General features: G+C 71.8%; 18 protein-coding genes. 9 read left to right on the top strand and 9 right to left on the bottom strand.

The window, feature by feature from the left end:
• Positions 1-52: 52 nt before the first annotated feature.
• Complete coding sequence (locus tag IMZ35_RS28860) at positions 53-793, top strand: ribonuclease activity regulator RraA (RefSeq protein ID WP_199444371.1); 741 nt, start codon at positions 53-55, stop codon at positions 791-793.
• Between the two features lie 156 nt (positions 794-949).
• Here the strand turns inward: IMZ35_RS28860 and IMZ35_RS28855 are convergent, their stop codons facing one another.
• From IMZ35_RS28855 to IMZ35_RS28840, 4 genes are all read right to left on the bottom strand, one after another.
• A complete protein-coding gene (locus IMZ35_RS28855) occupies positions 950-2,959 on the bottom strand; it encodes an ABC transporter permease (protein ID WP_199444370.1) in 2,010 nt (669 codons plus the stop codon).
• Entirely contained in the window at positions 2,956-4,377 is a 1,422-nt protein-coding gene (locus IMZ35_RS28850) for an ABC transporter substrate-binding protein (RefSeq protein ID WP_199444369.1), read from the bottom strand. Before IMZ35_RS28850 ends, IMZ35_RS28855 begins: the two co-directional genes overlap by 4 nt.
• A gap of 96 nt (positions 4,378-4,473) precedes the next feature.
• Positions 4,474-5,622, bottom strand: coding sequence for a Gfo/Idh/MocA family protein (locus IMZ35_RS28845; protein WP_199444368.1), 1,149 nt, complete (start codon positions 5,620-5,622; stop codon positions 4,474-4,476).
• A 48-nt stretch (positions 5,623-5,670) separates the two neighbouring features.
• A complete protein-coding gene (locus IMZ35_RS28840) occupies positions 5,671-6,414 on the bottom strand; it encodes a FadR/GntR family transcriptional regulator (RefSeq protein ID WP_229373588.1) in 744 nt (247 codons plus the stop codon).
• A 72-nt stretch (positions 6,415-6,486) separates the two neighbouring features.
• Between IMZ35_RS28840 and IMZ35_RS28835 the strand changes: the two genes are divergently transcribed.
• Entirely contained in the window at positions 6,487-7,644 is a 1,158-nt protein-coding gene (locus IMZ35_RS28835) for a mandelate racemase/muconate lactonizing enzyme family protein (protein WP_199444367.1), read from the top strand.
• A 9-nt stretch (positions 7,645-7,653) separates the two neighbouring features.
• Here IMZ35_RS28835 and IMZ35_RS28830 read toward each other — a convergent pair whose 3' ends face one another.
• Both IMZ35_RS28830 and IMZ35_RS28825 read right to left on the bottom strand, forming a co-directional pair.
• On the bottom strand, positions 7,654-7,956 hold the full coding sequence (locus IMZ35_RS28830; protein WP_199444366.1) for a hypothetical protein: 303 nt from the start codon (positions 7,954-7,956) through the stop codon (positions 7,654-7,656).
• 97 nt (positions 7,957-8,053) lie between these two features.
• Positions 8,054-8,923: a serine hydrolase domain-containing protein gene (locus tag IMZ35_RS28825; protein ID WP_307868977.1), complete on the bottom strand. Its 870-nt coding sequence runs from the start codon at positions 8,921-8,923 to the stop codon at positions 8,054-8,056.
• Positions 8,924-9,591: 668 nt separating this feature from the next.
• On the opposite strand from IMZ35_RS28825, the gene IMZ35_RS28820 reads away from it, so the two are divergent.
• Positions 9,592-10,833, top strand: coding sequence for a PQQ-dependent sugar dehydrogenase (locus tag IMZ35_RS28820; protein ID WP_199444364.1), 1,242 nt, complete (start codon positions 9,592-9,594; stop codon positions 10,831-10,833).
• 70 nt (positions 10,834-10,903) lie between these two features.
• Here the strand turns inward: IMZ35_RS28820 and IMZ35_RS28815 are convergent, their stop codons facing one another.
• Together IMZ35_RS28815 and IMZ35_RS28810 are read right to left on the bottom strand one after the other, a co-directional pair.
• Entirely contained in the window at positions 10,904-11,761 is an 858-nt protein-coding gene (locus IMZ35_RS28815) for a DUF6585 family protein (RefSeq protein ID WP_199444363.1), read from the bottom strand.
• 251 nt (positions 11,762-12,012) lie between these two features.
• Positions 12,013-12,648, bottom strand: a complete 636-nt coding sequence (locus IMZ35_RS28810) for a TetR/AcrR family transcriptional regulator (protein ID WP_199444362.1) — start codon at positions 12,646-12,648, stop codon at positions 12,013-12,015.
• 94 nt (positions 12,649-12,742) lie between these two features.
• On the opposite strand from IMZ35_RS28810, the gene IMZ35_RS28805 reads away from it, so the two are divergent.
• Together IMZ35_RS28805 and IMZ35_RS28800 are read left to right on the top strand one after the other, a co-directional pair.
• A complete protein-coding gene (locus IMZ35_RS28805) occupies positions 12,743-13,615 on the top strand; it encodes an SDR family oxidoreductase (protein WP_199444361.1) in 873 nt (290 codons plus the stop codon).
• A 237-nt stretch (positions 13,616-13,852) separates the two neighbouring features.
• Positions 13,853-14,890 carry a ferric reductase-like transmembrane domain-containing protein gene (locus IMZ35_RS28800; RefSeq protein ID WP_307868975.1) on the top strand — a complete coding sequence of 346 codons (1,038 nt, stop codon included), beginning with the start codon at positions 13,853-13,855 and terminating at the stop codon, positions 14,888-14,890.
• 341 nt (positions 14,891-15,231) lie between these two features.
• On the opposite strand, the gene IMZ35_RS28795 is transcribed toward IMZ35_RS28800, so the two are convergent.
• A complete protein-coding gene (locus IMZ35_RS28795; protein ID WP_199444360.1) occupies positions 15,232-15,825 on the bottom strand; it encodes a TetR/AcrR family transcriptional regulator in 594 nt (197 codons plus the stop codon).
• 99 nt (positions 15,826-15,924) lie between these two features.
• On the opposite strand from IMZ35_RS28795, the gene IMZ35_RS28790 reads away from it, so the two are divergent.
• The 4 genes from IMZ35_RS28790 to IMZ35_RS28775 all read left to right on the top strand — a co-directional run bounded on the left by IMZ35_RS28790 (position 15,925) and on the right by IMZ35_RS28775 (position 20,076).
• On the top strand, positions 15,925-16,674 hold the full coding sequence (locus IMZ35_RS28790) for an SDR family NAD(P)-dependent oxidoreductase (RefSeq protein ID WP_199444359.1): 750 nt from the start codon (positions 15,925-15,927) through the stop codon (positions 16,672-16,674).
• A 366-nt stretch (positions 16,675-17,040) separates the two neighbouring features.
• A complete protein-coding gene (locus IMZ35_RS28785; protein WP_199444358.1) occupies positions 17,041-17,715 on the top strand; it encodes an arsenate reductase/protein-tyrosine-phosphatase family protein in 675 nt (224 codons plus the stop codon).
• A 211-nt stretch (positions 17,716-17,926) separates the two neighbouring features.
• Positions 17,927-18,385, top strand: coding sequence for an arsenate reductase ArsC (locus IMZ35_RS28780; RefSeq protein ID WP_307868982.1), 459 nt, complete (start codon positions 17,927-17,929; stop codon positions 18,383-18,385).
• Positions 18,386-18,741: 356 nt separating this feature from the next.
• Entirely contained in the window at positions 18,742-20,076 is a 1,335-nt protein-coding gene (locus IMZ35_RS28775; protein ID WP_199444357.1) for an FAD-dependent oxidoreductase, read from the top strand.
• The last annotated feature ends 143 nt before the right edge of the window (positions 20,077-20,219 follow it).

The raw sequence follows: 20,219 nt of genomic DNA, 5'->3' as shown, positions 1-20,219 counted from the left end.
ATCGAAACTCTCCGATGGTTGCGGTCAGCGCGGACCCGAGGGAGCTGCCGACGTGGTCGAGACGCACGACATCGTTCGCCCGCCCGCCGAACTCAGTGCGGCCCTCGCGGCCATCGGCAGCGCGACGGCCAGCGCCGAGCTCAGCCGCATGGGCATTCGCAGCGCGTTCATCCGAGGCCCGGTTTCGGTGACCCCCGGCGTGCGCGTGGCCGGCCCGGCGCTGACGCTGCAGTTCCTGCCGAAACGGGAGGACCTCTACCCCGACGACGAGTACGCCGAGCCGGAGAAGCAGCTGCACCGGCACGTCATGTACCACGCCCGGCCCGGCGACATGATCGTCGTCGACGCGCGCGGCGACATGAGCAGCGGCGTGTTCGGCGAGATGATGCTGACCTACTTCAAGGGCCGCGGCGGTGCCGGTGTGGTGGTCGACGGGTGCCTGCGCGACATCGGCGAGGCCAAGCAGCTCGGTCTCGGGCTGTGGGTCCGGGGTGCCACGCCGAACTACCACGCCCAGACCGACATCGTCCCGACCGCCGTCAACGTGCCGGTGGCGTGCGGTGGCACGCTCGTCGAGCCGGGTGACGTCGTCGTCGCCGACGACGACGGGGCGGTCGTGGTGCCGATCAAGCTCGCCCCCGCCCTGCTGGCTGCCGCTCAGGAGCACGCGGAGTGGGAGGAGTTCTCCAAGATCCGGCTGGCCGAGGGCGGAGACATGCGGCTGTACTACCCGCTGTCGGACGAGGCCCGGCCCGAGTACGAGCGGTGGCGCGCCGAGCAGGGCCCGGCCTGACGGGCGCTCTCAGCTGCACAGCCGGTCGTGGCTCGACTCCCCGTCCCGGTGCGTCGTCTCGGCGAAGAACACCGGATCGCGCGGGTCGAGGTGGTGGCGCAGCAGCTCGTCCGGTCCGCGCGGGCACTCCGCACGCCGGGGTCTCGCGGGGCACGCTCATCCCTTCACGGCTCCCGCGGTGAGGCCCTCGGTCAGGAACCGCTGCCCGAACCCGTACATGACCACGACCGGGACGCTGATCAGCAGCGAGGCCGCGGCCAGCTGCCCCTGCGGCACGACGTCGCCGAAGATCATCGACTGCATGCCGACGGGCAGCGTCTTGTAGTCGTCCTTGGTGATGAACACGAAGGCGAACAGGAACTCGTTCCACGCGTTGGTGAGCGTGAACAGCGCGACCGCGAGCAGGCCCGGTCTGGCCAGCGGCAGCACGATCCGGACGAACGCCCCGAACCGCGTGCAGCCGTCCACCAGCGCGGCCTCCTCGAGGTCGGCCGGGATCGACCTGAAGTAGCCGACGAGCAGCCACGTCGCGAACGGCAGGGTGAACGTGGGGTAGGCGAGCACGAGCGACCACAACGAGTCGTTGAGCCCGATTCCGCTCATCATCTGGTAGAGCGGGATGAACAGCAGCGCGCCCGGCATCACGTAGGTGAGCAGGATCGTCACCGTGAAGCTCTCCGAGCCCCGGAACTTCAACCGCGCCAGCGCGTAGCTGGCCAGCGCCGCGCAGATCAGGGCGATCGCGGTGGACGCCACCGACACCAGGAGCGTGTTGACGTACCAGGTGCCGAACGCCCTGCCCGTGAACAGGTTGGTGAACTGCTCGGTGCTCCACGGGATCGGCCAGAGGTCGTCGGTGCGCGCGACGATCTGGGCGTCGGACTTGAAGGCCGTGACCGTCATCCAGTAGAGCGGGGCGAGCACGAAGCCCAGCAGACCCGCGAGCGCGATCCCGCTGCCGACGCCGCTGACCAGGCGTGCGGCCAGCTGGTTGCCCCGCGCGGTGAGCGCGGAGACGACCCGGCCGACGGCGGCCGCGAGCACCACGAACACGCCCAGCACGAGCGCGGCCTTCCACACGATGTGCGGCGACGCCCAGACCAGCACGAGCACCGAGGCCACGACGACCACCCACGGCAGCGCCCTGCGCTGAGCGGGAGTCAGCCGCTCGCGCCCCACGTCGCCCGCACCCGGCAGGTCGTTGCGCCGCATCATCCGCACGAGGATCACCACGAGGACGCCGACGATCGGCAGCATCACCAGCGTGACCGCGGCACCCGCGCCCACCTGCAACTGCTGGATGGCCTTCGAGTAGGCCACCATCACGTACGGGGCGGTGGCGTCCCCCGGTCCACCCTGGGTCATCAGCCAGATCAGGTCGAAGTTGTTGAACGTCCAGATCGACGACAGCAGCACCGTCACGATCATGATGTGGCGCAGGCCCGGCAGCGTGACGTGCACGAAGCGCTGCCACGGCGAGGCGCCGTCCACCATCGCCGCCTCGTGGAGACCGCTGTCGATGGCCTTGAGCCCGGCGAGGAACGTCACCGTGAAGAACGGGACTCCCTTCCAGACGTTGACCAGGACGACCGCCGGCATCGCGAGCGCGGGATCGGACAGCCACTCCGCGGGCCACCTGTCGACGAGCCCGATCGTGGCGAGGGCGGGGCCGATCCCCGAACTCGTGAGCAGGACGTTGACGCTGCCGAAGATCGGGTCGAACAAGGACCGCCAGGTGAAGGCCGTGACGACCGTCGGCACCACCCACGGCAGCAGGATCACCCCGGCGATGATCGCCCGGCCGCGGCGCACGTGGTGCAGCATCAACGCCGCGATGAGGCCGAGGGTCACCTTGAAGATCTCGGCGTACGCGGTGAAGACGAACGAGTTGAGCACGCCCTTGTGGAACACGGCGTCGTCGACGAGGGCGGTGTAGTTGTCCAGCCCGACGAAGACCGTCTCCGCGCCGTGGCGCTCCGTGGCGCTGGTGAAGATCGAGCTGACGATCGGGAACAGGATCAGTCCGGTGACCAGCAGCAGCGTCGGCCCGATGAACGCGGCGGCGAGGCGCCAGTCGCGCCCGAGCAGCCGCTGCGACGGGGTGAGCGAGGACGACGCGGTCGGCGCCGGACGGACCGGCGCCGACCGCGGACGCAGGACGGTCACTGCTCGTAGCCCTGCTGCTCGAAGACCTGGACGATCCGGTCGTGGGTCGAGGCGACGGCCTCGGCCGGCCGGGTGCCCTGGATGACCGACTGCATCATGTCGGTCAGCAGGTAGGCGGCGGTGGCGGCCTGCTCGCCGGGGCTCGGAGCCTGGGGGAACGCGTAGCCGGTGGTGGTGGTCAGCGGGAGCGGCGCGCGGGTCTGCTCCCGCAGCGCGGCGAAGGCCGGGTCACCGCTGGTGTAGTACGGGTCGGAGTCCCACACCTCGTCCCACGCCGGGTTGACCAGGCACGGTGCTCCCTTCGCGACACCGAGCAGTGCGCTCCCGCCGGCCATGAACTTCGCCACCAGCGTGGCGAGGTCGGGGTTCTTCGCTCCCTTGAACACGACGAACGAGTTGGACTGGCCGTAGGCGAGCGGCCGGTCGATAGCCGGTCCGGTGGCGCCGTTGAACGGGTGCGTGTTGGCGTAGACCGGGTTGTTCTTGGTCTTCGAGTCGGCGTAGACGCTGTACTGGTTGAGCGTGAGCCCCACGATCTGGGCCAGCCAGCTCTCGTTGTTGCTGGAGTCGGTCCAGCTTCCGACCCCCGGTGGCAGCATCGGCGCGTACTTCGGGTTCGTGTAGACGTCGCCGATGAACTCGACGGCCGCGACGGTCTCCGGAGAGTTGAACACCACCTTCGTGCCGGTGTTGTCCGCGATCGCCCCGCCGTAGGTGTTGACGACGTTCGCGATGAAGCCGTTGGCGTCGCCGGAGCGGTTCACCGTGAGACCCCAGCCGAAGCGCCGTTTCGCCGGGTCCGAGACCTCCAACGCGTTGTCGCGCAGCTCCTCCCACGTGTAGTGGGGCTTGAGCGGGAGACCCTTCTCCTCGTACCAGTCCTTGCGCAGGTACATCCCGGTCGCGATGAAGTGGTACGGGATCGCGTACCAGCGCCCGTCGAACACGCAGAAGTTGGCCGCCTCCGTCGCGGGCTCCCCGTAGAGGACGCGCATCTCCTCGACCACGTCGGTGACGTCGGTGAGGTGGCCGAGGTTGTGGAGCTGGCCGACGAACCGCAGGTCGCTCACGAAGGCCAGATCGCGGCTGGTGCCCGCCTTCACCTCGGCGTCCATCTTCGCGACCATGTCTCCGGCGTCGCCGGAGACCAGGTCGTTGCGGATCGTGGTGCCGGTGGCCTGAGCGAACGCCTGCAACGACGTGTCCAGCGCCTCGTTGGCGGTCTCCGAGTACAGCTTCTGCGAAAGCATTCCCACCGACCCGCCGCGGAGCGGGACCGCTTGGTCGAGCAGCGCCTGAGGCACCTGGACGTCGACCTGCGGTGCGGCGGGGCCGCTCCCGCACCCGGCGAGCCCGAGCACGCTCAGCGCGCTCACCCCGAGGAACGTGCGCCTCGACAAGTCCGTCTTCTCTTCCATGACCACTCCTTTCGCGTCCGATCGAGCGGACGCGTACCGACGGGGCAACGTTGCAACCGGCGGGACAGCGGGGCGAGTGCCGCGCTGCCGGGTCGTTCATGCGGCGAAGGACGCCGAACTGCTGATGCGTTGTCCTGGTAGTCCGTCGAACAGCCCGGTCGAGCCGCGGGGCCGCCACAGCGGTACCGGGCCCGCGCCGGGCACGGGGTCGAGCGCCAGTGCGGCCGCGCGTTCCGCGGAGTCGAGAGCTCGCTGGACGACCATCGCGTTGGCCACGCTCTGCGCGACGCTGCCGACCGGCCGCACTCCGAACTGCACGGCGTCGGCGAAGTCGACGAGCTCCGCGCGGTAGCCGTTGTCGATACCGCGGAAGACCGTCGTGCGGGTGGTGGCGTCGGAGCTGCTGCACGTCACGCGGCGCTCCGCCCCCGATCCGTCGAGCACGAGCACGCCCTCGGTGCCGTACAGCCGCATGTCGTCGGGCTCGGGCGGCACCGGGATCTCGGAGTAGACCGCGGTGTAGTTGCCGATGGCACCTCCGGTGAAGACGAGGTTGAGCGTGAGGTCCGACGGTGCGTCCATCGTGCGGTTGGCCGCCTGCACGGCACCGTGCACCCGTGCGACGTCACCGCAGAGCAGCCGGATCTGGGCGATGTGGTGCACGCCGGCGTCGAGGTGCACGCCGCCGCGGTACTGCGGCCGCTGCCGCCACGGCGTGCCGGTGAACCTGCCCTCGCGGGGCACCATCTGGCCTGCGTGCCGCCACGCCATCAGGTGCGGACGACCGATCGCGCCGTCGTCGAGCAGTGCGCGGGCGTAGCGCAGGTCGTCGCGGTAGAAGAAGTTCTCCCCCACCACGAAGGTGCGGTCCGGATGTGCGGCCGCCAGTGCGAGGAAGTCCGCGGCCTGCTCGGCGTCGACGCCGGTCGGCTTCTCGCAGAGCACGTCCTTGCCGGCCACGAGCGAGTCGCGCGCCACCTCGTACAGGTGCGGGATCGGCACCGAGATCAGCACGGCGTCCACGTCGTCGCGGGCCAGCAACGCGGCCCGGTCGGCGGTGGCCCGTGCTGGACCGGTCCCGCTGTACTCGGCGAACCGCTTGCTCTGCTCGGCGGACCGGTCGGTGAACGCGGTGACCACGTACCGATCGGCGAGCTGGCGCAACGCCGGCCAGTGCAGCTTCTCGACCGCGAGTCCGGTGCCGATCAGCCCCAGCCGGATCTGCGGGATCGCAGGTGCTGCCATGCCTCGTCCGTCCTCGTCATCGGTTCCGGATCTCGGTCGTGCAGTGCCCTAGCGCCGCCGGGCGGCTCGCTCGGTCCGCTGCTCCTTCTCCGCGAGGAGCGTGGAGTTGTTGCGCAGGTGCTTGCGCATCGCCGCGCGGGCACCCTCCGGGTCGCGCGCCACGAGCGCCTCGTAGATCTCCGCGTGGTCGGCGGTGGCCTTGCGCAGCGCGGCCGGCGCCTCGTTGGTGATGCGTCGGCTGGCCGTGCCGAGCCAGCGGGCGGAGTACATGATCCGGTCGAGGATGCGGTTGTCCGCCGCCCGGCAGATCTCCATGTGGAACTCGTGGTCGACCTCGAGGTAGGCGTCGGGGTCCGCCTCCAGCGCCGACATGCGGTCGATCTCGTCCCCGAGCCGCTCCAGCGTCTCGTCGGTGATGCTGAGCGCGGCCATCGCGGCGAGTTCGGGCTCGAGCAGCACGCGCGTCTGGTGCAGCTCCTGCAACAGCTCGCCGACGATCTCCGCGGGCAGCCACTCGATCAGCAACGGGCTCAGGTAGTCCCACTCCGCGCGGGGGCGCACGACGACGCGGCGGCCCTGCGCGACGTCGACGACGTCGAGGGAGGCGAGGATCTTGAGCGTCTCCCGCGCCACGACGCGGGACACCCCGAACTCCTGGGAGATGTCGAGCTCCGACGGAGCCCGGCCGTCCTCGACGTCACCGCTGACGATGCGCCGGGTCAGGTGTGCCGCCACCTGCACCGGGAGAGTACGGATCTTGACGGCGTCCGGAGACTCCTGCCTCCTTTGCATGTCATCAGCTTATATGACAAGTTGATTCTCGCGACAGTCCGTTCATGTGCACAACCCGGCGGCGGGAGAGCAATGCGGATCGTGAACGTCACGACGGCGGTGGTGGCCTACCACGGTCAGGCCACCCTGGTTCGGATCGACACCGACGAGGGCCTCAGCGGGTTCGGCGAGGCCAATCCCGACGCCGGCGCAGGCGCCGTCGTCGGAATGATCGACTTTCTGACTCCCCTGCTGATCGGCGAGGACCCGCGCAACGTCGAGCGGTGCTGGGAGAAACTGCGCCGCAGCAGTGTCTTCGCGGGTTCCCAGGGCGGGGTGTTCGTGATCGCGCTGTCCGGGATCGAGCTCGCGCTGTGGGACCTCGCGGGCAAAGCCGCGGGCCAGCCGGTCTACCGGTTGCTCGGCGGCAAGTTCCGCGACCGGATCCGTCTCTACGCCGACTGCGGCGACGGCGACGACCCGGCGGGCTCGATCGCCGGGTGCGTCGACCGAGCCCAGCGGATGGTCGCCGAAGGCTTCACCGCCATCAAGTTCGACATCGACGACCTGCACCACCCCGCCAAGTCCGACGTCTTCAACCACACGATCAACGCAGCCGAGCTGCGATCGATGGTCGAGCGCGTAGCGGCCGTCCGGGAAGCGATCGGACCGGACGTCGATCTGGCCATCGACCTGCACGCCCGGTACGACGTGCCGAGCGCGTGCCGGATCTCGTGGGAGCTCGAGCCGTTCCACCTCATGTGGCTGGAGGAGCCGCTGCCGGCGGAGAACGTCGACGCGCTGGTGCGGGTGCGCGCGCAGACCCGCACGCCGATCTGCGCGGGCGAGAACCTCTACCTGCGGTGGGGATTCCGCGAGCTGCTCGAACGCGGCGCCGTGGACGTCGTCGAGCCGGACGTGCCGAAGTGCGGTGGGCTCGCCGAGGCCAAGAAGATCGCCAACCTCGCGGAGCTGCACTACATCCCCTTCGCACCGCACCTGGTGTCGACGCCGCTGGGCACGATGGCCACGTCGCACCAGTGCGGAGCGATCTCCAACTTCTTCGTCCTGGAGTGGCACGCCCTCGAGGAGCGCGCGGTGTGGGACAGCTACGTCCACGCCCCCGACGGGAGCGGCTCGATCGTCAAGGACGGCTACATCACGCTTCCCGACACTCCCGGCATCGGCGTGGAGCTCGACATGGACGGCGTCCGGGCGCACGCCGTCGCGGGCTACGGGGTGTTCGAGTAGCGGAGCCGATCACCCGGCTGCCCCGTCCGGCTCTCCGGAGGACCACGGCGGTCCTGGAACTCGTGCTCGCGCTGATCGCAGGTCGAGTTCGGTGCCGTCATCGCGTTCCCGCGCCCACCGGCACGCGAACGCGATGGCGGCACCGTCCCGGCCGAAGGCGCCGTGCACCGCGATCCCTGACGCCGTCGACTCTTCCGCCGGTCCGACCCCGCGCAGGTCCACGCCGTCCTCGTTCAGCACGAGGGCGCACAGCCGCAGCAGCACCTGCGGGGCGGTGCGGCGACGCTCGGGTGGCGGGAAGGAGATCGCCACCCGTCCCCCGGCACGCGCACCATCACGAACCGGCTCGGCCCCCGGGTCGGACAGCCGCCCGGCTGCCACCGCCTTCGTGCCGGGCGGCGGCGGTCGGTCAGCGGCCTTCTTCCTCGGTCAGCTGCCCGAGCAGGGCGAAACCGAGCTGGTCCACCGAGATCGCGGTCGCGGTGAGGAGGACCACCGCGGTACCGGCCGCGCGGTCCAGGCCCAGCCAGCTGTGGAAGCCGCCGGTGCCGCCGTCGTGCCACGTGACGGCACGGCCGTTGCGCTCGATCGTGATCCACGCCGCGCCGATGCGCACCACCCGGCCGGTGAAGTTCTCGGTGGGGTGCAGGGCGGCGGTGCCGGGGGCCGAGCCGTCGAGGAGCGCGGCGGTGAGGCGGGCCATGTCCCCGATGCGCGCGCGGACGCCTCCGGCCGGTCCCAGCGCTTCACCCGTCCACGGCTGACGCTTCCGGCCCCGCTTGGTGGTGCCGGTGAGCGCGGCGGGTCGCAGGTCGGTCGGGGTGGCGGGCGCGTAGAACACGTCCAGGCCCAGCGGAGTGGCGACCCGCTCCTGGAGCAGGCCCTGGAACGTCGTGTCGGCGGCGCTCGCCAGGGCGTGCCCCAGGAGCTGGAAGCCCAGGTTGGAGTAGCGGGGGCGGGGTGGGCCGGGGCGCACGCCACGTGCCTGGACGAGCAACTGGTCGAGCGTGTCGCCGTACGGGTTCGTGCCGTGCAGCCACAGTCCCAGCGACCTGCGCAGTGGAGAGGCCGCGGCGGGCAGCCTCGGCAGGCCCGAGCGGTGGGTGGTGATGGAGGACAGCGTCACGCCCGCCACCGGGGTGCCGTCCAGCGGCAGCAGGTCGCCCAGCGTGGTGGACGGCCCGACCTCGCCGCGTTCTCGCGCGTCGACGTAGAGCAGGCCGGTGATCCCCTTGGAGATCGAGCCGATCTCGAAGTCGGCGTCGACGGATGCGCCCACGCTCGCCACCGAGGTCCCGGCGGGCGAAACCGTGGCGACGGCGGCCACCGGGTGCCGAGGCCCCAGGCGCGCGATCGACTTCTCCGCACGCGTTGCACCTGACAAGACCCACACCCCTTGACACTCTTGGACACGGCGACGGGCACACCGTAGTCGGCGTGCCCTCGGTCGACACGCCCCCTTCGGCTTCCGGTGGTGCGACTTCGGTGTGGACCGGTCCCGTGGCGACCTGCGGGCCCTCGCCCTGCTCGAACTCCACCGCAGTCCCGGACCGCCCGCTTCCCCGGCTCGTCAGGGCCGTACGGCCGTCCCCGGCCGTTCGACGGCCGGAGGTCCGAGCGCGCGGGCGTCGTCACGTCGACAGCCGAGTTCTCCGGCACTTCGCTGACGGGCTTCGCCGTCGATGCGCAGTGCACGACGGAATCGGGGAAGCACTTCCAAGCCGGGTAAGGAACGTCGTCGAAGGTGCGGTCCGCGGAGGTCTCCTGCGACGAGCAGCGTGCGCTGCGACACGAGGGGACTCGGTGGCCTCCTTTCGGAGCAGGAGCCCGCACAACTGCGATGACGATGCGGCGTCAAGACGGCGGCTAGATGTAGCCGGAAGGCCGCTGTACGGTTGGGAGCGCTCCCAGAAAGTGTCCTCCACACCCTGCTCGAGGAGCCGAACCATGTCGCGACGGCGTTGTCGCCCGGTCACCCTGCTGGCCGGCCTGCTCATCCCGGTCCTGTCCGCGTTCCTGCTGCCCTCGGTGCTGGTGAGCGGCAGCGCCGCGGCCGGCACGTCCCACACCCGCGCGGTACCGCTCACCGAGCTGACCGTGGTGTCAGAACGGGTGGCGTCCGGTCTGCGGCGCCCGATCGCGATCACCGGGCTGCCGGACGGGCGGATGCTGATCGCGGAGAAGGAGGGCACCGTCCGCGCCTACCACCCGGACACCGGCCTGGCGGCCGAGCCGGTGCTCGACCTGACCGACCGGATCGACCCGTCGGACAACGAGCGCGGCCTCCTCGGCATCACGCCCGCGCCGGACTTCGCCCGGACCGGAATCCTCTACGTGGCCTACACGAGCCTGCCCGCTGGCGCGCTGACCCTGGCGCGAGTGCCCATCGGCGCTCCCGAGCGGGTGCAGGTGCTGCTCACCCAGGAGCACGCGGAGTACGGCAACCACAACGGCGGACAGGTGGCGTTCGGTCGCGACGGCTACCTCTACTGGTCCCTCGGCGACGGCGGCCACGCGAACGACCCGTTCAAGGCCGGTCAGGACCTCGGCACCCTGCTCGGCAAGATCGTGCGGATCGACGTCAACCGCACCTGCGGGGCGAATCCGTACTGCGTGCCCTTCGACAACCCGTTCGTCCGCGTGCCGGGCGCGCGGCCGGAGATCTGGCTCTACGGGCTGCGCAACCCGTGGCGGTTCTCCGTCGACCCGGTCGACGGCTCGCTGTGGATCGGCGACGTCGGCCAGGGCCTGGTGGAGGAGATCAACCACATCCGTCCGCGGCAGGGCGGGGCGAACCTCGGCTGGTCCTGCCGGGAGGGCACCCCGGTGTTCGACCCGCAGCAGTGCCGGTCGGGCGGGCGGTACACCGACCCGGTCTTCGAGTACGACCACTACAACGACAACTGCTCGGTGACCGGCGGCGTGGTGTACCGCGGGTCCCGGACCCCGCAGGCGCGGGGGACCTACGTCGCGAGCGACTACTGCTCGACCCGTGTGTTCGCCGTGCGTCCCCAGTCCGGCGGCGGCTACGAGTCCGCCACGATCGGCAACTTCCCCACCCAGCCGACCGCGATCGGCACCGACGTGCACGGCGAGCTGTACGTGCTCAGCGACCTCCCCGGATGGCTGAGCCGGGTGCAGTTCCAGTGGGTCGAGCCAGCCTCCGGGAGCGGGGTGGCGAACCGCTGAAACGCCCCGGGCACCCCGCACCCGCAAGAGCTCCGCAGACGGCCGCGGGCGATCGGTCGGGCCGATCTGGTCAGTGCTGTGCGCGCAGGTTCTGCGCCAGCGTCCAGAAGACCTCGAAGTTGGGGATGTCGCCGATCGGGTAGGTCGTCGGCCTGCCACCCGCCGCGGCGAGCACCACCTGACCCGCGCGGGTCGACAGGTCTCGAACCGCGTTCCACGGCACGAGACCACCGGGGGTGGTGATGCCGGACGCGGACAGGGCCAGTGCGCCGAAGGTGACGGTCCGGCCCGCGTCGATCGCTTCCACCGCCGGTGGCAGTCGCCGGTCGAAGACTTCCCGCTGCAGCAGCGGGCCCAGTTCGAGGACGTCGGTGGGCGACGTCCTGCCCGGCTGTTCGGTGCCCCGGAAGACGACCAGTTCGCCGTCCGCCAGCACGAGCTCGTAGACGTGGACGGTCAGGACGTACTGGCCGTTGACGTGGTTGTCGGTCACGACGCGGCGGACGGCGTCGACGTCGGCCCAGGTGAACGCGCGCGCGGGAACCCCTTCCCTCGCCGGCAGTGCGAAACCCTCGCCGAAGACGTAGACGTGGTCGCGTTCTTCCCCGCCCGCGTCGCCGCCCCGGTTCGCGAAGTAGAAGCCCGCGCCCCAACCCACGAGCGCCAGCACCACGCCCACGCCGATGCCCAACCCGACGCTTCCGGTCACCAGCCCGAGGAGCAAGCCGACGACCAGAGGACCGGCGATCACGGCGAGGAGGAGCAGGCCGTTGCGACGATCGGCACGCTTCTCCCGCGCGGCCTCCTCGGCGGTGCCCACGCGGTGCGGCACCCGGTGCACCGCTGTGACCCGGCCCAGCCCTCTGCTGGCCGCCGCGATCGTCACCTCGGGCGGAATCGAACGGTCTCCCGGAAACTGCGTCGACATCCGTGCTCCCCCGTCGCGTCGGTGAAGCCCCGATCGAACCACGAGGCGGAGGGGCCGGGTGGCACTTCCGGGTGATCGAACAGTCGGAGAGCCCGGCAACCCGGCGGGGCCGGTTCGTCGCCACGCACCGCGCCGAGTCCTGGCACGGGAAGGACGAGTTGCTGGTCGCTCGTCGGTGACGACTCGCGCGACGGGCTCGACTTCCGTGTGCGGACCGCTGGTGGCCCCGGGGGCGACGCCCCCGAACGTCGCTACCGGGATTCCAGCTCCTGCAGCACCGACTCGACGCGCAGGCCGGGGTCGGCGACCCGCGCGGCGCGCAGCGCACCAGCCAGCACGGACATCAGCATCTCGACGATCACGTCCTCGCCGAGCGCGTGGTCCTCCGCGAGGTGGTCCCTGGCGAGCTGGTCCGCCGCCGTCGTGTAGAGCCGCACCGCCAGCCGCACCGCGGGCGAGTCGAAGTCCAGTCCCAGGTTCGCGGCGAGCGCGCGGTGCCCTCGGTCGCGGATGTCGTCGTACGGCTCGGCTTCCGCGCCCGGCGTGCGCAGCACCAGGTTCATCGCGAGGTCGCGGTGCTCGACCAGGTACGCCAGGTGCGCCGCGTGGGACTGCCGGATGCGCCTGCCCAGCGGGACGTCCGGATCGCTCACGTGGAGGTCCAGCACCTCGCTGCCGATCTGGCACAGCACCTCCTGGTAGAGGCCCTGCTTGCTGCCGAAGTGGTGGAACACCAGTCCGTGCGCCACTCCGGCCGCGTTGGCGATGTCCGCGGCCTTCACGTCGTCGTACTTCGCCGTCACGAACAGCTCGCGTGCCGCCGCGAGCACCTTCTCGCGCGTGGCGGCGGCGCTCGTCCGACGACGGGTCTGAGCGGGTGGTGGCACGGCGCTCACGCTACCAGTTGTTGACTTCGAGTCAACGAGCGCGCTACTAATTGACCCGTAGTCACTGACTGATAGTCAATGGAGTGGAGCGAGCATGACGAAGACGTTGATCATCGGCGGGACCGGCACCGTCGGGGGCCTGGTGCTGGCCGAGGCGGTGCGCCGGGGTGTCGACGTGCGCGCCCTGGTGCGCGACGAGAAGAAGGCGAGCACCCTGCCCGGCACGGTCGAACTCGTGCAGGGCGACCTGGCCGACCGCGACGCGGTGCGGGCGGCGTTGCAGGGCGTGGAGGCCGCGTTCTACGTCTCCCCGCACGAGGAGAACGAGGTCGAGATCGCACGGATCTTCGGCGAGGAGGCCCAGCGCGCGGGTGTGCGGCTGGTGTTCGGCGGCTTCCACGTCGAGGACCAGGAGCAGCGCGCGGCGATGGAGGAGGCGCTTCCCGCCTACACCTCCAAGCTGCGGCTGGCGGCGTTCCTGGCGAGCACGGACACGCGACCGGTGATGATCAGCATCACCAACTTCGACCAGAACGACGAGGTGTTCCGCGAGGACGTCCTCGCCGGCCGGTTCCCGACCCCGATGCATCGCGACGGGGTCAACCGGATCGACCTGCGCGACGTGGCGGTGGTGGTCGTGAACGCGCTCACCGACCCCGGCTTCGCCGCTGGCTCCTACCAGCTCGTGGGCCCGGAGTCGCTCAGCGGCGAGGACAGCGCCCGCATCTGGTCCGAAGCGCTCGGACGGCCGGTGCGGTACACCGGAGACGACCCCGAGTGGCGCAGGACGTTCGCGCTCCGGCTGCCGGGTCGCAAGCTCCAGGACTGGATCTCGAGCTTCGAACTGCTCGGCTCGACGCCGATCCCGACCGACCCCGCGGACGTCGAGAACACGGCCAGGCTGCTCGGCCGGGCCCCGCGCTCGTTGCGCGACTACGCGCGGGACACCGCCGCCGCGTGGCGCTAGTTCGCGTTCCAGGAGCCCGTGTCCGTCGCCGCCCCCGGCGGCACGGGCTTCCCGGCCAGGGCGCGGGACGCGGCGAGCACCGCTGGCGCCGGGGTGCCGGGGGAACCGCGCCTCGGACCGGCCGGGCGATCGGTGCGTGTCAACAGCACGCTGGCGGGAACTTCCGGCGACCCGTCCCCGACTGGATCTGACGAGGAGGACGCGCGGACGCGTCGTCCCCGTTGCAGAGGTGGTGACGTGGTGGTCTCTGCGGAGGCGGCGGTGGACGGCGGTCGGCGCCGACCGGGGTTGCGAACGGATCTGAGAACGGCCGTGTTCGACGCCGCGGCCGCCTTGACGATCACCATCGCGATCTTCGCGTGGCTGTACGCGCGGGTGCGGTCGGGGACGTCGGCGACCCTCGCGGTGATGCCGTACCTCGCCGACGCGAACACCTACCTGATGTACTGGCTGTGCCAGGCGTTCGGGTGGACGGCGCTGCTGTGGGCGTGGTTGACGACGATGCTGGGGCTCGTGCGGTCCAGCGCCCGGCCGAGGTGGCCGGGCGTCTCGCCCGTCGCGGTCGAGCGGTGGCACCGCGCCACGAGCCTGACGACGATCGGGTTGATGTTCGGCCACGCGTTCTGGTTCTTCGCCGATCTGGTGCGGGCCGACGAGCACGGTTCGGACTGGGCGGGCAGGGTCGGCGGCGCGTTCGTCGAGGTGTTCGTCCCCGGCGGGTACCCGTCCGGCACCGGCCGGGTCGCGGTCCTGCTCGGCCTGCTGGCGTTCTACCTGGCCGTCCCGCTCGGGCTGGCCTACTACCTGCGTGCCCGCACCGGCGCCAGGACGTGGCGGGCGCTGCACCGGTTCGTGATCGTCGTGTACGTGCTCAGCGTCTGGCACACCCTGCTGTACGGCACGAACGTGTGGTTCGACGGCTGGCCCCGCACCACCCTGTGGCTGTTGCAGGTGCCGGTGGCGGTGCTGCTGCTGGCGCGGCTGCTCGCTCCGGCACGTCCCGGTGAGCGGATCGGGCGGACGCGGGGCGCGCTGGCGACGGGCAGGAGGATCGGGGCGCTCGTCGCGGTCCTCGCCACGACGGGGGCGCTGGTCGCCGTGGTGGTCAGCGGTCGCGGCGGTGGGCGCACGCCCGGTGCGCACCACAGCGCGCCCGTGTCGGTGCAACCGTGGACGGTGTGGACCGGAACCGCCGTCTTCGTCCTGGTGGTGATCCTGGCGGTCGGTCTGGTCCGGCGTGCCGAACGGGCCGACCGGAGGCCGACACCCCGGTGACCCGGAGCGCCACGACGATCCGGAGCGAGATGCGCGCGTAGTTCGAGACCGCGGGCTTCACCGGGGGCGGGTGCTGCGGGGACCTCGACGCCTCGCCGTGCGACAGCCGTGCGCGCCGGTGGGAGCTTGCGGCGGATCGGCCGCCGCCGCGGCGGAAGGCGTCGACGACAGCGCTGGCCGACGACCGGCCCCAGCGGTGCGCCACTGCGGGAACGTCACCCGGGGGCGGTGCGGAACAGGCGGCTCGGGGCCGCTCCCCCGCCCCGATCGCCGTCCCAGCAGGAAGCTCGACGGCCCGGCGAGGCACCCGACTGGTCCACGATCCGGGGGTCGTCGTGGCGCTACCGGGGTGGACGCGGAAGGCCGGCCAGGGCCGCCTCCGCGCTGCTCCGCAGGGTGCGCTCGTCGACCCCGGCCTTGCCGAGGGCCTCCAGGCCGCGGTGAACGGTCAGCAGCAGGCCGGCGAGTTGCCGCGCATCGGCGGCGGGGTCGATGTCGCCGTTGCGCTGGCAGGCCTCGAGCTCGGCGGTGATGGCCCGCTGAACGGCCTCGAAGGTCTTCAGCGAGCGAGCCGAGACCACCTCGTCGTGCTCGGCCAGCTCTGCCGTGCCCTTGGCCAGCAGACAGCCGCGACGGCTGGGCTCGGCACAGGCGGTCGCGTGAGCCAGCAGGTAGGCGGTGAGCCGCGCGAACGCCTGCTCGTCGTCACCGCCCAACTGGCGGTCCACCGAGCAGATCGCCGCGTCGCAGTGGTCGTCGAACACCCGGCGGAAGAGCTCGCGCTTGCCGCCGAACGCCCCGTACAGGCTGCCCTTGCCCAGACCGGTGGCCGCCGCGATCGCATCCATGCTGGTGCCGGCGAAGCCCGTCGCCCAGAACTGGTCGCGTGCCGCGTTCAGCACGCTCTCCTCGTCGAACTTCCTCGGCCTCACCACTCCCGCAGTCTAAGCGTTCTTGACTATGCCGTCCATAAACCCCTACGTTGTGGACGATTCATTCCATAAAGGGTGTCGACGAGAGCGAGCGGTCAGGCGATGAGTGGACTTCTGGACGACAAGGTGGCCGTGGTGACCGGTGGGACGAGCGGGATCGGGCTGGCCATCGCCCGGCGGTTCGTCGCCGAGGGGGCGCAGGTCTTCGTCACCGGCCGCCGGCAGGCCCAGATCGACGCGGCGGCCGCGGAGCTCGGGCCGCGGGCCGTCGCGGTGCGGTGCGACGTGGGGAACCTGGCCGAGCTCGACGCGCTCTACGAGGTCGTCGCGCAGCGGTCCGGGCGGATCGACGTCCTGGTGGCCAACGCGGGCGGCGCCGTGCCGGCCGTTCTCGGGGACATCACCGAGGAGCAGTTCGACAGCATGTTCGCCACGAACGTGAAGGGCGCGGTGTTCGGGGTGCAGAAGGCGATGCCCCTCCTGTCCCGGGGGGCTTCGGTGATCCTCATCGGGTCGAGCACGTCCACGCGGCCCGACCGGGGCATGGAGGTCTACGGCGCGACCAAGGCGGCGCTGCGCAACTTCGCCCGCAGCTGGACGCTCAACGCGCGGGAGAACGGCTTCCGGGTCAACGTGCTGAGCCCTGGGCCGATCCGGACCCCCGGCCTGCTCGGCGTCGTCTCCGAGGACCAGCAGGACGACTTCGTCACGATGTTCGAGACCACACTGCCGGCGGGTCGGCTCGGCGACCCCGACGAGGTCGCGTCGGCGGCTCTGCTCCTGGCCTCGGACACCGCCACCTACGTCAACGGTGCCGAGTGGTTCATCGACGGCGGCTACACGAGCGTCTGACGAGCACGACGGGGGGCACCGGCGCGGGCGAGGCCGCCGGTCGGCACGCCCGCGCCGCCACTGCCAGGAGGTACGCGGTCGTCCGCCACGGGCAGAAGCGCGCGTCGGACCGCGCGACCGACTTCTGCGCCCCGGCGAGTGCCGTGCGGAGCACGATCGGCGGTGCTCCGCACGGCCCAGCGGTCCCGGTGGACGCAACCGCGCGACGGCCCGCTCCGGCAGCGGGCCACGAGCGGTGGGACCGCAGTGGCCGCACCCGCACCCGTCGCCGAGCGCGCGAGCGGCCGACGGTCCGGCGGCGGTGTTCACCTTCACCACCACCAGCCCGTCTTGACCGGGCGAAGAAACTCAACCATCATTGCCTCAATGAACACTGACTGGTCTCCGGAGCTGGTGGCGAGAGCGCGGGTGCACGCCGCGCTGGGCGAACCGGCGCGGCTGGCCATCGTGGACCGGTTGCTGCTGGGCGACGCGTCGCCCGGCGAGATCGGCGGAGAGCTCGGTCTGCCGAGCAACCTGCTGGCGCACCACGTGAAGCTGCTGGAGCAGAGCGGACTGGTGCAGCGGTCGCGCTCGGAGGGTGACGCCCGGCGCACCTACCTGAGGCTGCGCACCTCCGCGCCGCCCGGCCTCGCCTCGTCGGACGTCCGGCGGGCGCGGCGGGTCGTCTTCGTGTGCAGCCGCAACTCCGCCCGCTCGCAGCTCGCCGCCGCGCTGTGGGCCGAACGCAGCGCGGTGCCCACCGCGTCGGCGGGCACCCGGCCCGCCGACACCGTGCACCCGCTGGCCGTCGCCACCGCCGCCGCCCACGGTCTGTCCCTGAAGGGTGCCCTGCCCCACCACGTGGAGCAGGTCGTGCAGCCGGACGACCTCGTGGTGGCGGTGTGCGACAACGCCCACGAGGAACTCGACCCCGCGGACCGCCTGCACTGGTCGGTCGCCGACCCCGCCGCGGTGGGCACCGAGGACGCCTTCGACGCCGCCTTCCGCGAGCTGGCCGAGCGGATCGACCGCGTGGCCCCCGCCGTCCACCCGCTCTGACCACCCGCTCACGACAGCACGAGCACCTCAGCAGCCCCGTCGACACGGGTCAGCAACCGCTGGAGGCCGCGACCTCTCCGGGTGCCCGAGCCGTCCGTCCGACCGTCGCCCCCCGGCGGTGGACACCCCCACCGGGGTCTCACCGGTGCGCGTCTCGACACTCCACGACCAGCACCGTCACCTTCACCAGGAGGAAACACCCGTGACAGACATCGTCTCCAGCACCGCGGACACCGCCGGCACGGTCGGCGACGCCGCGAACAGGCCCTCGGTGCTGTTCGTGTGCGTGCACAACGCCGGACGCTCGCAGATGGCAGCCGCCTGGCTGCGCCACCTCGCCGGTGACCGCGTGGAGGTGCGCTCGGCGGGGTCCGCCCCGGCCGATCAGATCAACCCCGCCGTGGTCGAAGCCATGCGCGAGGTCGGCATCGACGTCTCCGAGCAGACCCCGAAGATCCTGACCGTCGAGGCGGTGCGGGAGTCCGACGTGTGCATCACCATGGGCTGCGGCGACGCGTGCCCGGTCTTCCCCGGCAAGCGCTACCTGGACTGGAAGCTGCAGGACCCCGCCGGCCGGGGCGTCGAAGCGGTCCGGCCGATCCGCGACGAGATCAAGGGCCTGGTCGAAGGACTCGTCGCGGAGATCGCGCCCACCGGGACCACCGCGTGAGCGGCACGGGCGCGGCGTCCCCCGTCCGCGACGTGGTGATCACCGGTTAGGGGCCGCCGGGACGGCGTCGGCGGTGGTGGATCTGCTCACGGGCACCTCGAAGCAGCCGTCACCACCCCAGCGGTGACGGCGCGGACAGGACGGCGAGCCGCGCGCACCGCGACGACTCGCCCACCACCACGTCGGCGCACGGCGCCGCGTCTCGTGCCGACGGATCGGAGAGGTCTCCGGCCGACGGGGCGGTGGTCGGCGCGCGGGAGTCGTCATCGACACGGATCGATGCTTGTGTCAATCGATCCGCATCGATACTGTTGCCGTGTTGGATCGAAGAAGGTCGATACACGAGGAGATGCCCGATGAGTGAACTGCCCGTCGTCGTCGTGGGTGCCGGACCGGTGGGTCTCGCCGCGGCCGCGGAGCTGCTCGAACGCGGCCTGCGTCCACTGGTGCTGGAGGCCGGCGACGCGGCGGGTGCGACGGTGTCGCGGTGGAACCACGTGCGGCTGTTCTCCGCGTGGCCCGAGCTCGTCGCCCCCGCCGCGGCCCGCCTGCTGGAGCCCACGGGCTGGCGGCGTCCCGGTGACGGCTACCCCACCGGAGCGGAGTGGGTCGAGTCCTACCTGCGCCCGCTGGCCGCCGCCCTCGGCGAACACGTCCGCGTCGGCGCGCGGGTGACCGGCGTGGCCCGGCGGGGCCGGGACCGGGTGGTCGACGCCGGCCGCGCGGAGGAGCCGCTGACCGTGCACGTCCGGACCGCCGACGGCGAGGAGCGCGTTCCCGCACGCGCGCTGGTCGACGCCTCCGGCACGTGGGGCTCGCCCAACCCGCTGGGCGGTGACGGACTGCCCGCGCTGGGCGAGAACGCGGCAGTCGCGCAGATCTCCTACCGCGTGCCCGACCTGGCCGGCGGCGAGGTGCGCTCGCGGTACGCGGGCAAGCACGTCGCGGTCGCAGGCAGCGGTCACTCCGCCCTGACCGCGCTGGTCGCCCTGGTCGACCTCGCCCGGACCGAGCCCGGCACCCGGATCTCGTGGCTGCTGCGGCGCGGGGCGGTGGGCGACGTCTTCGGCGGCGGGGAGTCCGACGAGCTCCCCGCCCGCGGCGCGCTGGGCCTGAAAGCGCGCGAGGCCGCGCAGGCCGGGGTGGTGCGCACCCTGACCGGGTTCCGCACCGAGGCCGTCGAGCGCGACGAGCGGGGCGGGCTGACCCTGGTCTCCGACGCCGGACAGCGCCTCGACGGCGTGGACGAGGTCGTGGTGCTCACCGGGTTCCGCCCCGACCACTCCTGGCTCTCGGAGATCCGCCTTGACCTGGACCCGGTGCTGCAGGCGCCGACCGCGCTGGCTCCGCTGATCGACCCGAACGCGCACTCCTGCGGCACGGTCTACCCGCACGGCGCGGCCGAGCTGGCCCACCCCGAGCCCGGCGTGTTCCTGGTGGGGATGAAGAGCTACGGCCGCGCGCCGACGTTCCTGGCGATGACCGGTTACGAACAGGTCCGCAGCGTCGTGGCGAAGCTCGACGGCGACCACGACGCCGCCGGTCGCGTGGAGCTGGTGCTCCCCGAGACCGGCGTGTGCGGCGGATCGGGCGTGTTCGACGCCCCCGCCGACGACGCGGCGGCGACGTCCGGGTGCTGCGCGGCGCCGGTCGAGCAGATCGAACTGCTGGCGCCGTCGAGCCGCCGCTGACACCGGTGAACCTGCCGGACCGGCCGCGGGTGGTGCTGTGCCGGACCGAGATCACCGGCCGGGGCGTGCTCCCCGTCCTGGTCGGACGCGTCACCACCGGCACCGGGAGGTCGTCCGGTGCGGTCGGGGGCTGGTTCGCCCCG

This window comes from Umezawaea beigongshangensis (assembly GCF_016464305.1).
GTDB classification, from domain to species: Bacteria; Actinomycetota; Actinomycetes; order Mycobacteriales; family Pseudonocardiaceae; genus Umezawaea_A; species Umezawaea_A beigongshangensis.
The sequence above is the reverse complement of the archived record's forward strand: the minus strand, read 5'-3'. Positions and strand labels throughout refer to the sequence as shown.

What these genes read in the sequence shown, in the direction of transcription:
- IMZ35_RS28850 (WP_199444369.1), bottom strand. Translation starts at nt 4,377, where the DNA reads ATGGAAGAGAAGACGGACTTGTCGAGGCGCACGTTCCTCGGGGTGAGC.
- IMZ35_RS28845 (WP_199444368.1), bottom strand. Translation starts at nt 5,622, where the DNA reads ATGGCAGCACCTGCGATCCCGCAGATCCGGCTGGGGCTGATCGGCACC.
- IMZ35_RS28840 (WP_229373588.1), bottom strand. Translation starts at nt 6,414, where the DNA reads ATGCAAAGGAGGCAGGAGTCTCCGGACGCCGTCAAGATCCGTACTCTC.
- IMZ35_RS28835 (WP_199444367.1), top strand. Translation starts at nt 6,487, where the DNA reads ATGCGGATCGTGAACGTCACGACGGCGGTGGTGGCCTACCACGGTCAG.
- IMZ35_RS28820 (WP_199444364.1), top strand. Translation starts at nt 9,592, where the DNA reads ATGTCGCGACGGCGTTGTCGCCCGGTCACCCTGCTGGCCGGCCTGCTC.
- IMZ35_RS28815 (WP_199444363.1), bottom strand. Translation starts at nt 11,761, where the DNA reads ATGTCGACGCAGTTTCCGGGAGACCGTTCGATTCCGCCCGAGGTGACG.
- IMZ35_RS28805 (WP_199444361.1), top strand. Translation starts at nt 12,743, where the DNA reads ATGACGAAGACGTTGATCATCGGCGGGACCGGCACCGTCGGGGGCCTG.
- IMZ35_RS28790 (WP_199444359.1), top strand. Translation starts at nt 15,925, where the DNA reads ATGAGTGGACTTCTGGACGACAAGGTGGCCGTGGTGACCGGTGGGACG.
- IMZ35_RS28785 (WP_199444358.1), top strand. Translation starts at nt 17,041, where the DNA reads ATGAACACTGACTGGTCTCCGGAGCTGGTGGCGAGAGCGCGGGTGCAC.
- IMZ35_RS28775 (WP_199444357.1), top strand. Translation starts at nt 18,742, where the DNA reads ATGAGTGAACTGCCCGTCGTCGTCGTGGGTGCCGGACCGGTGGGTCTC.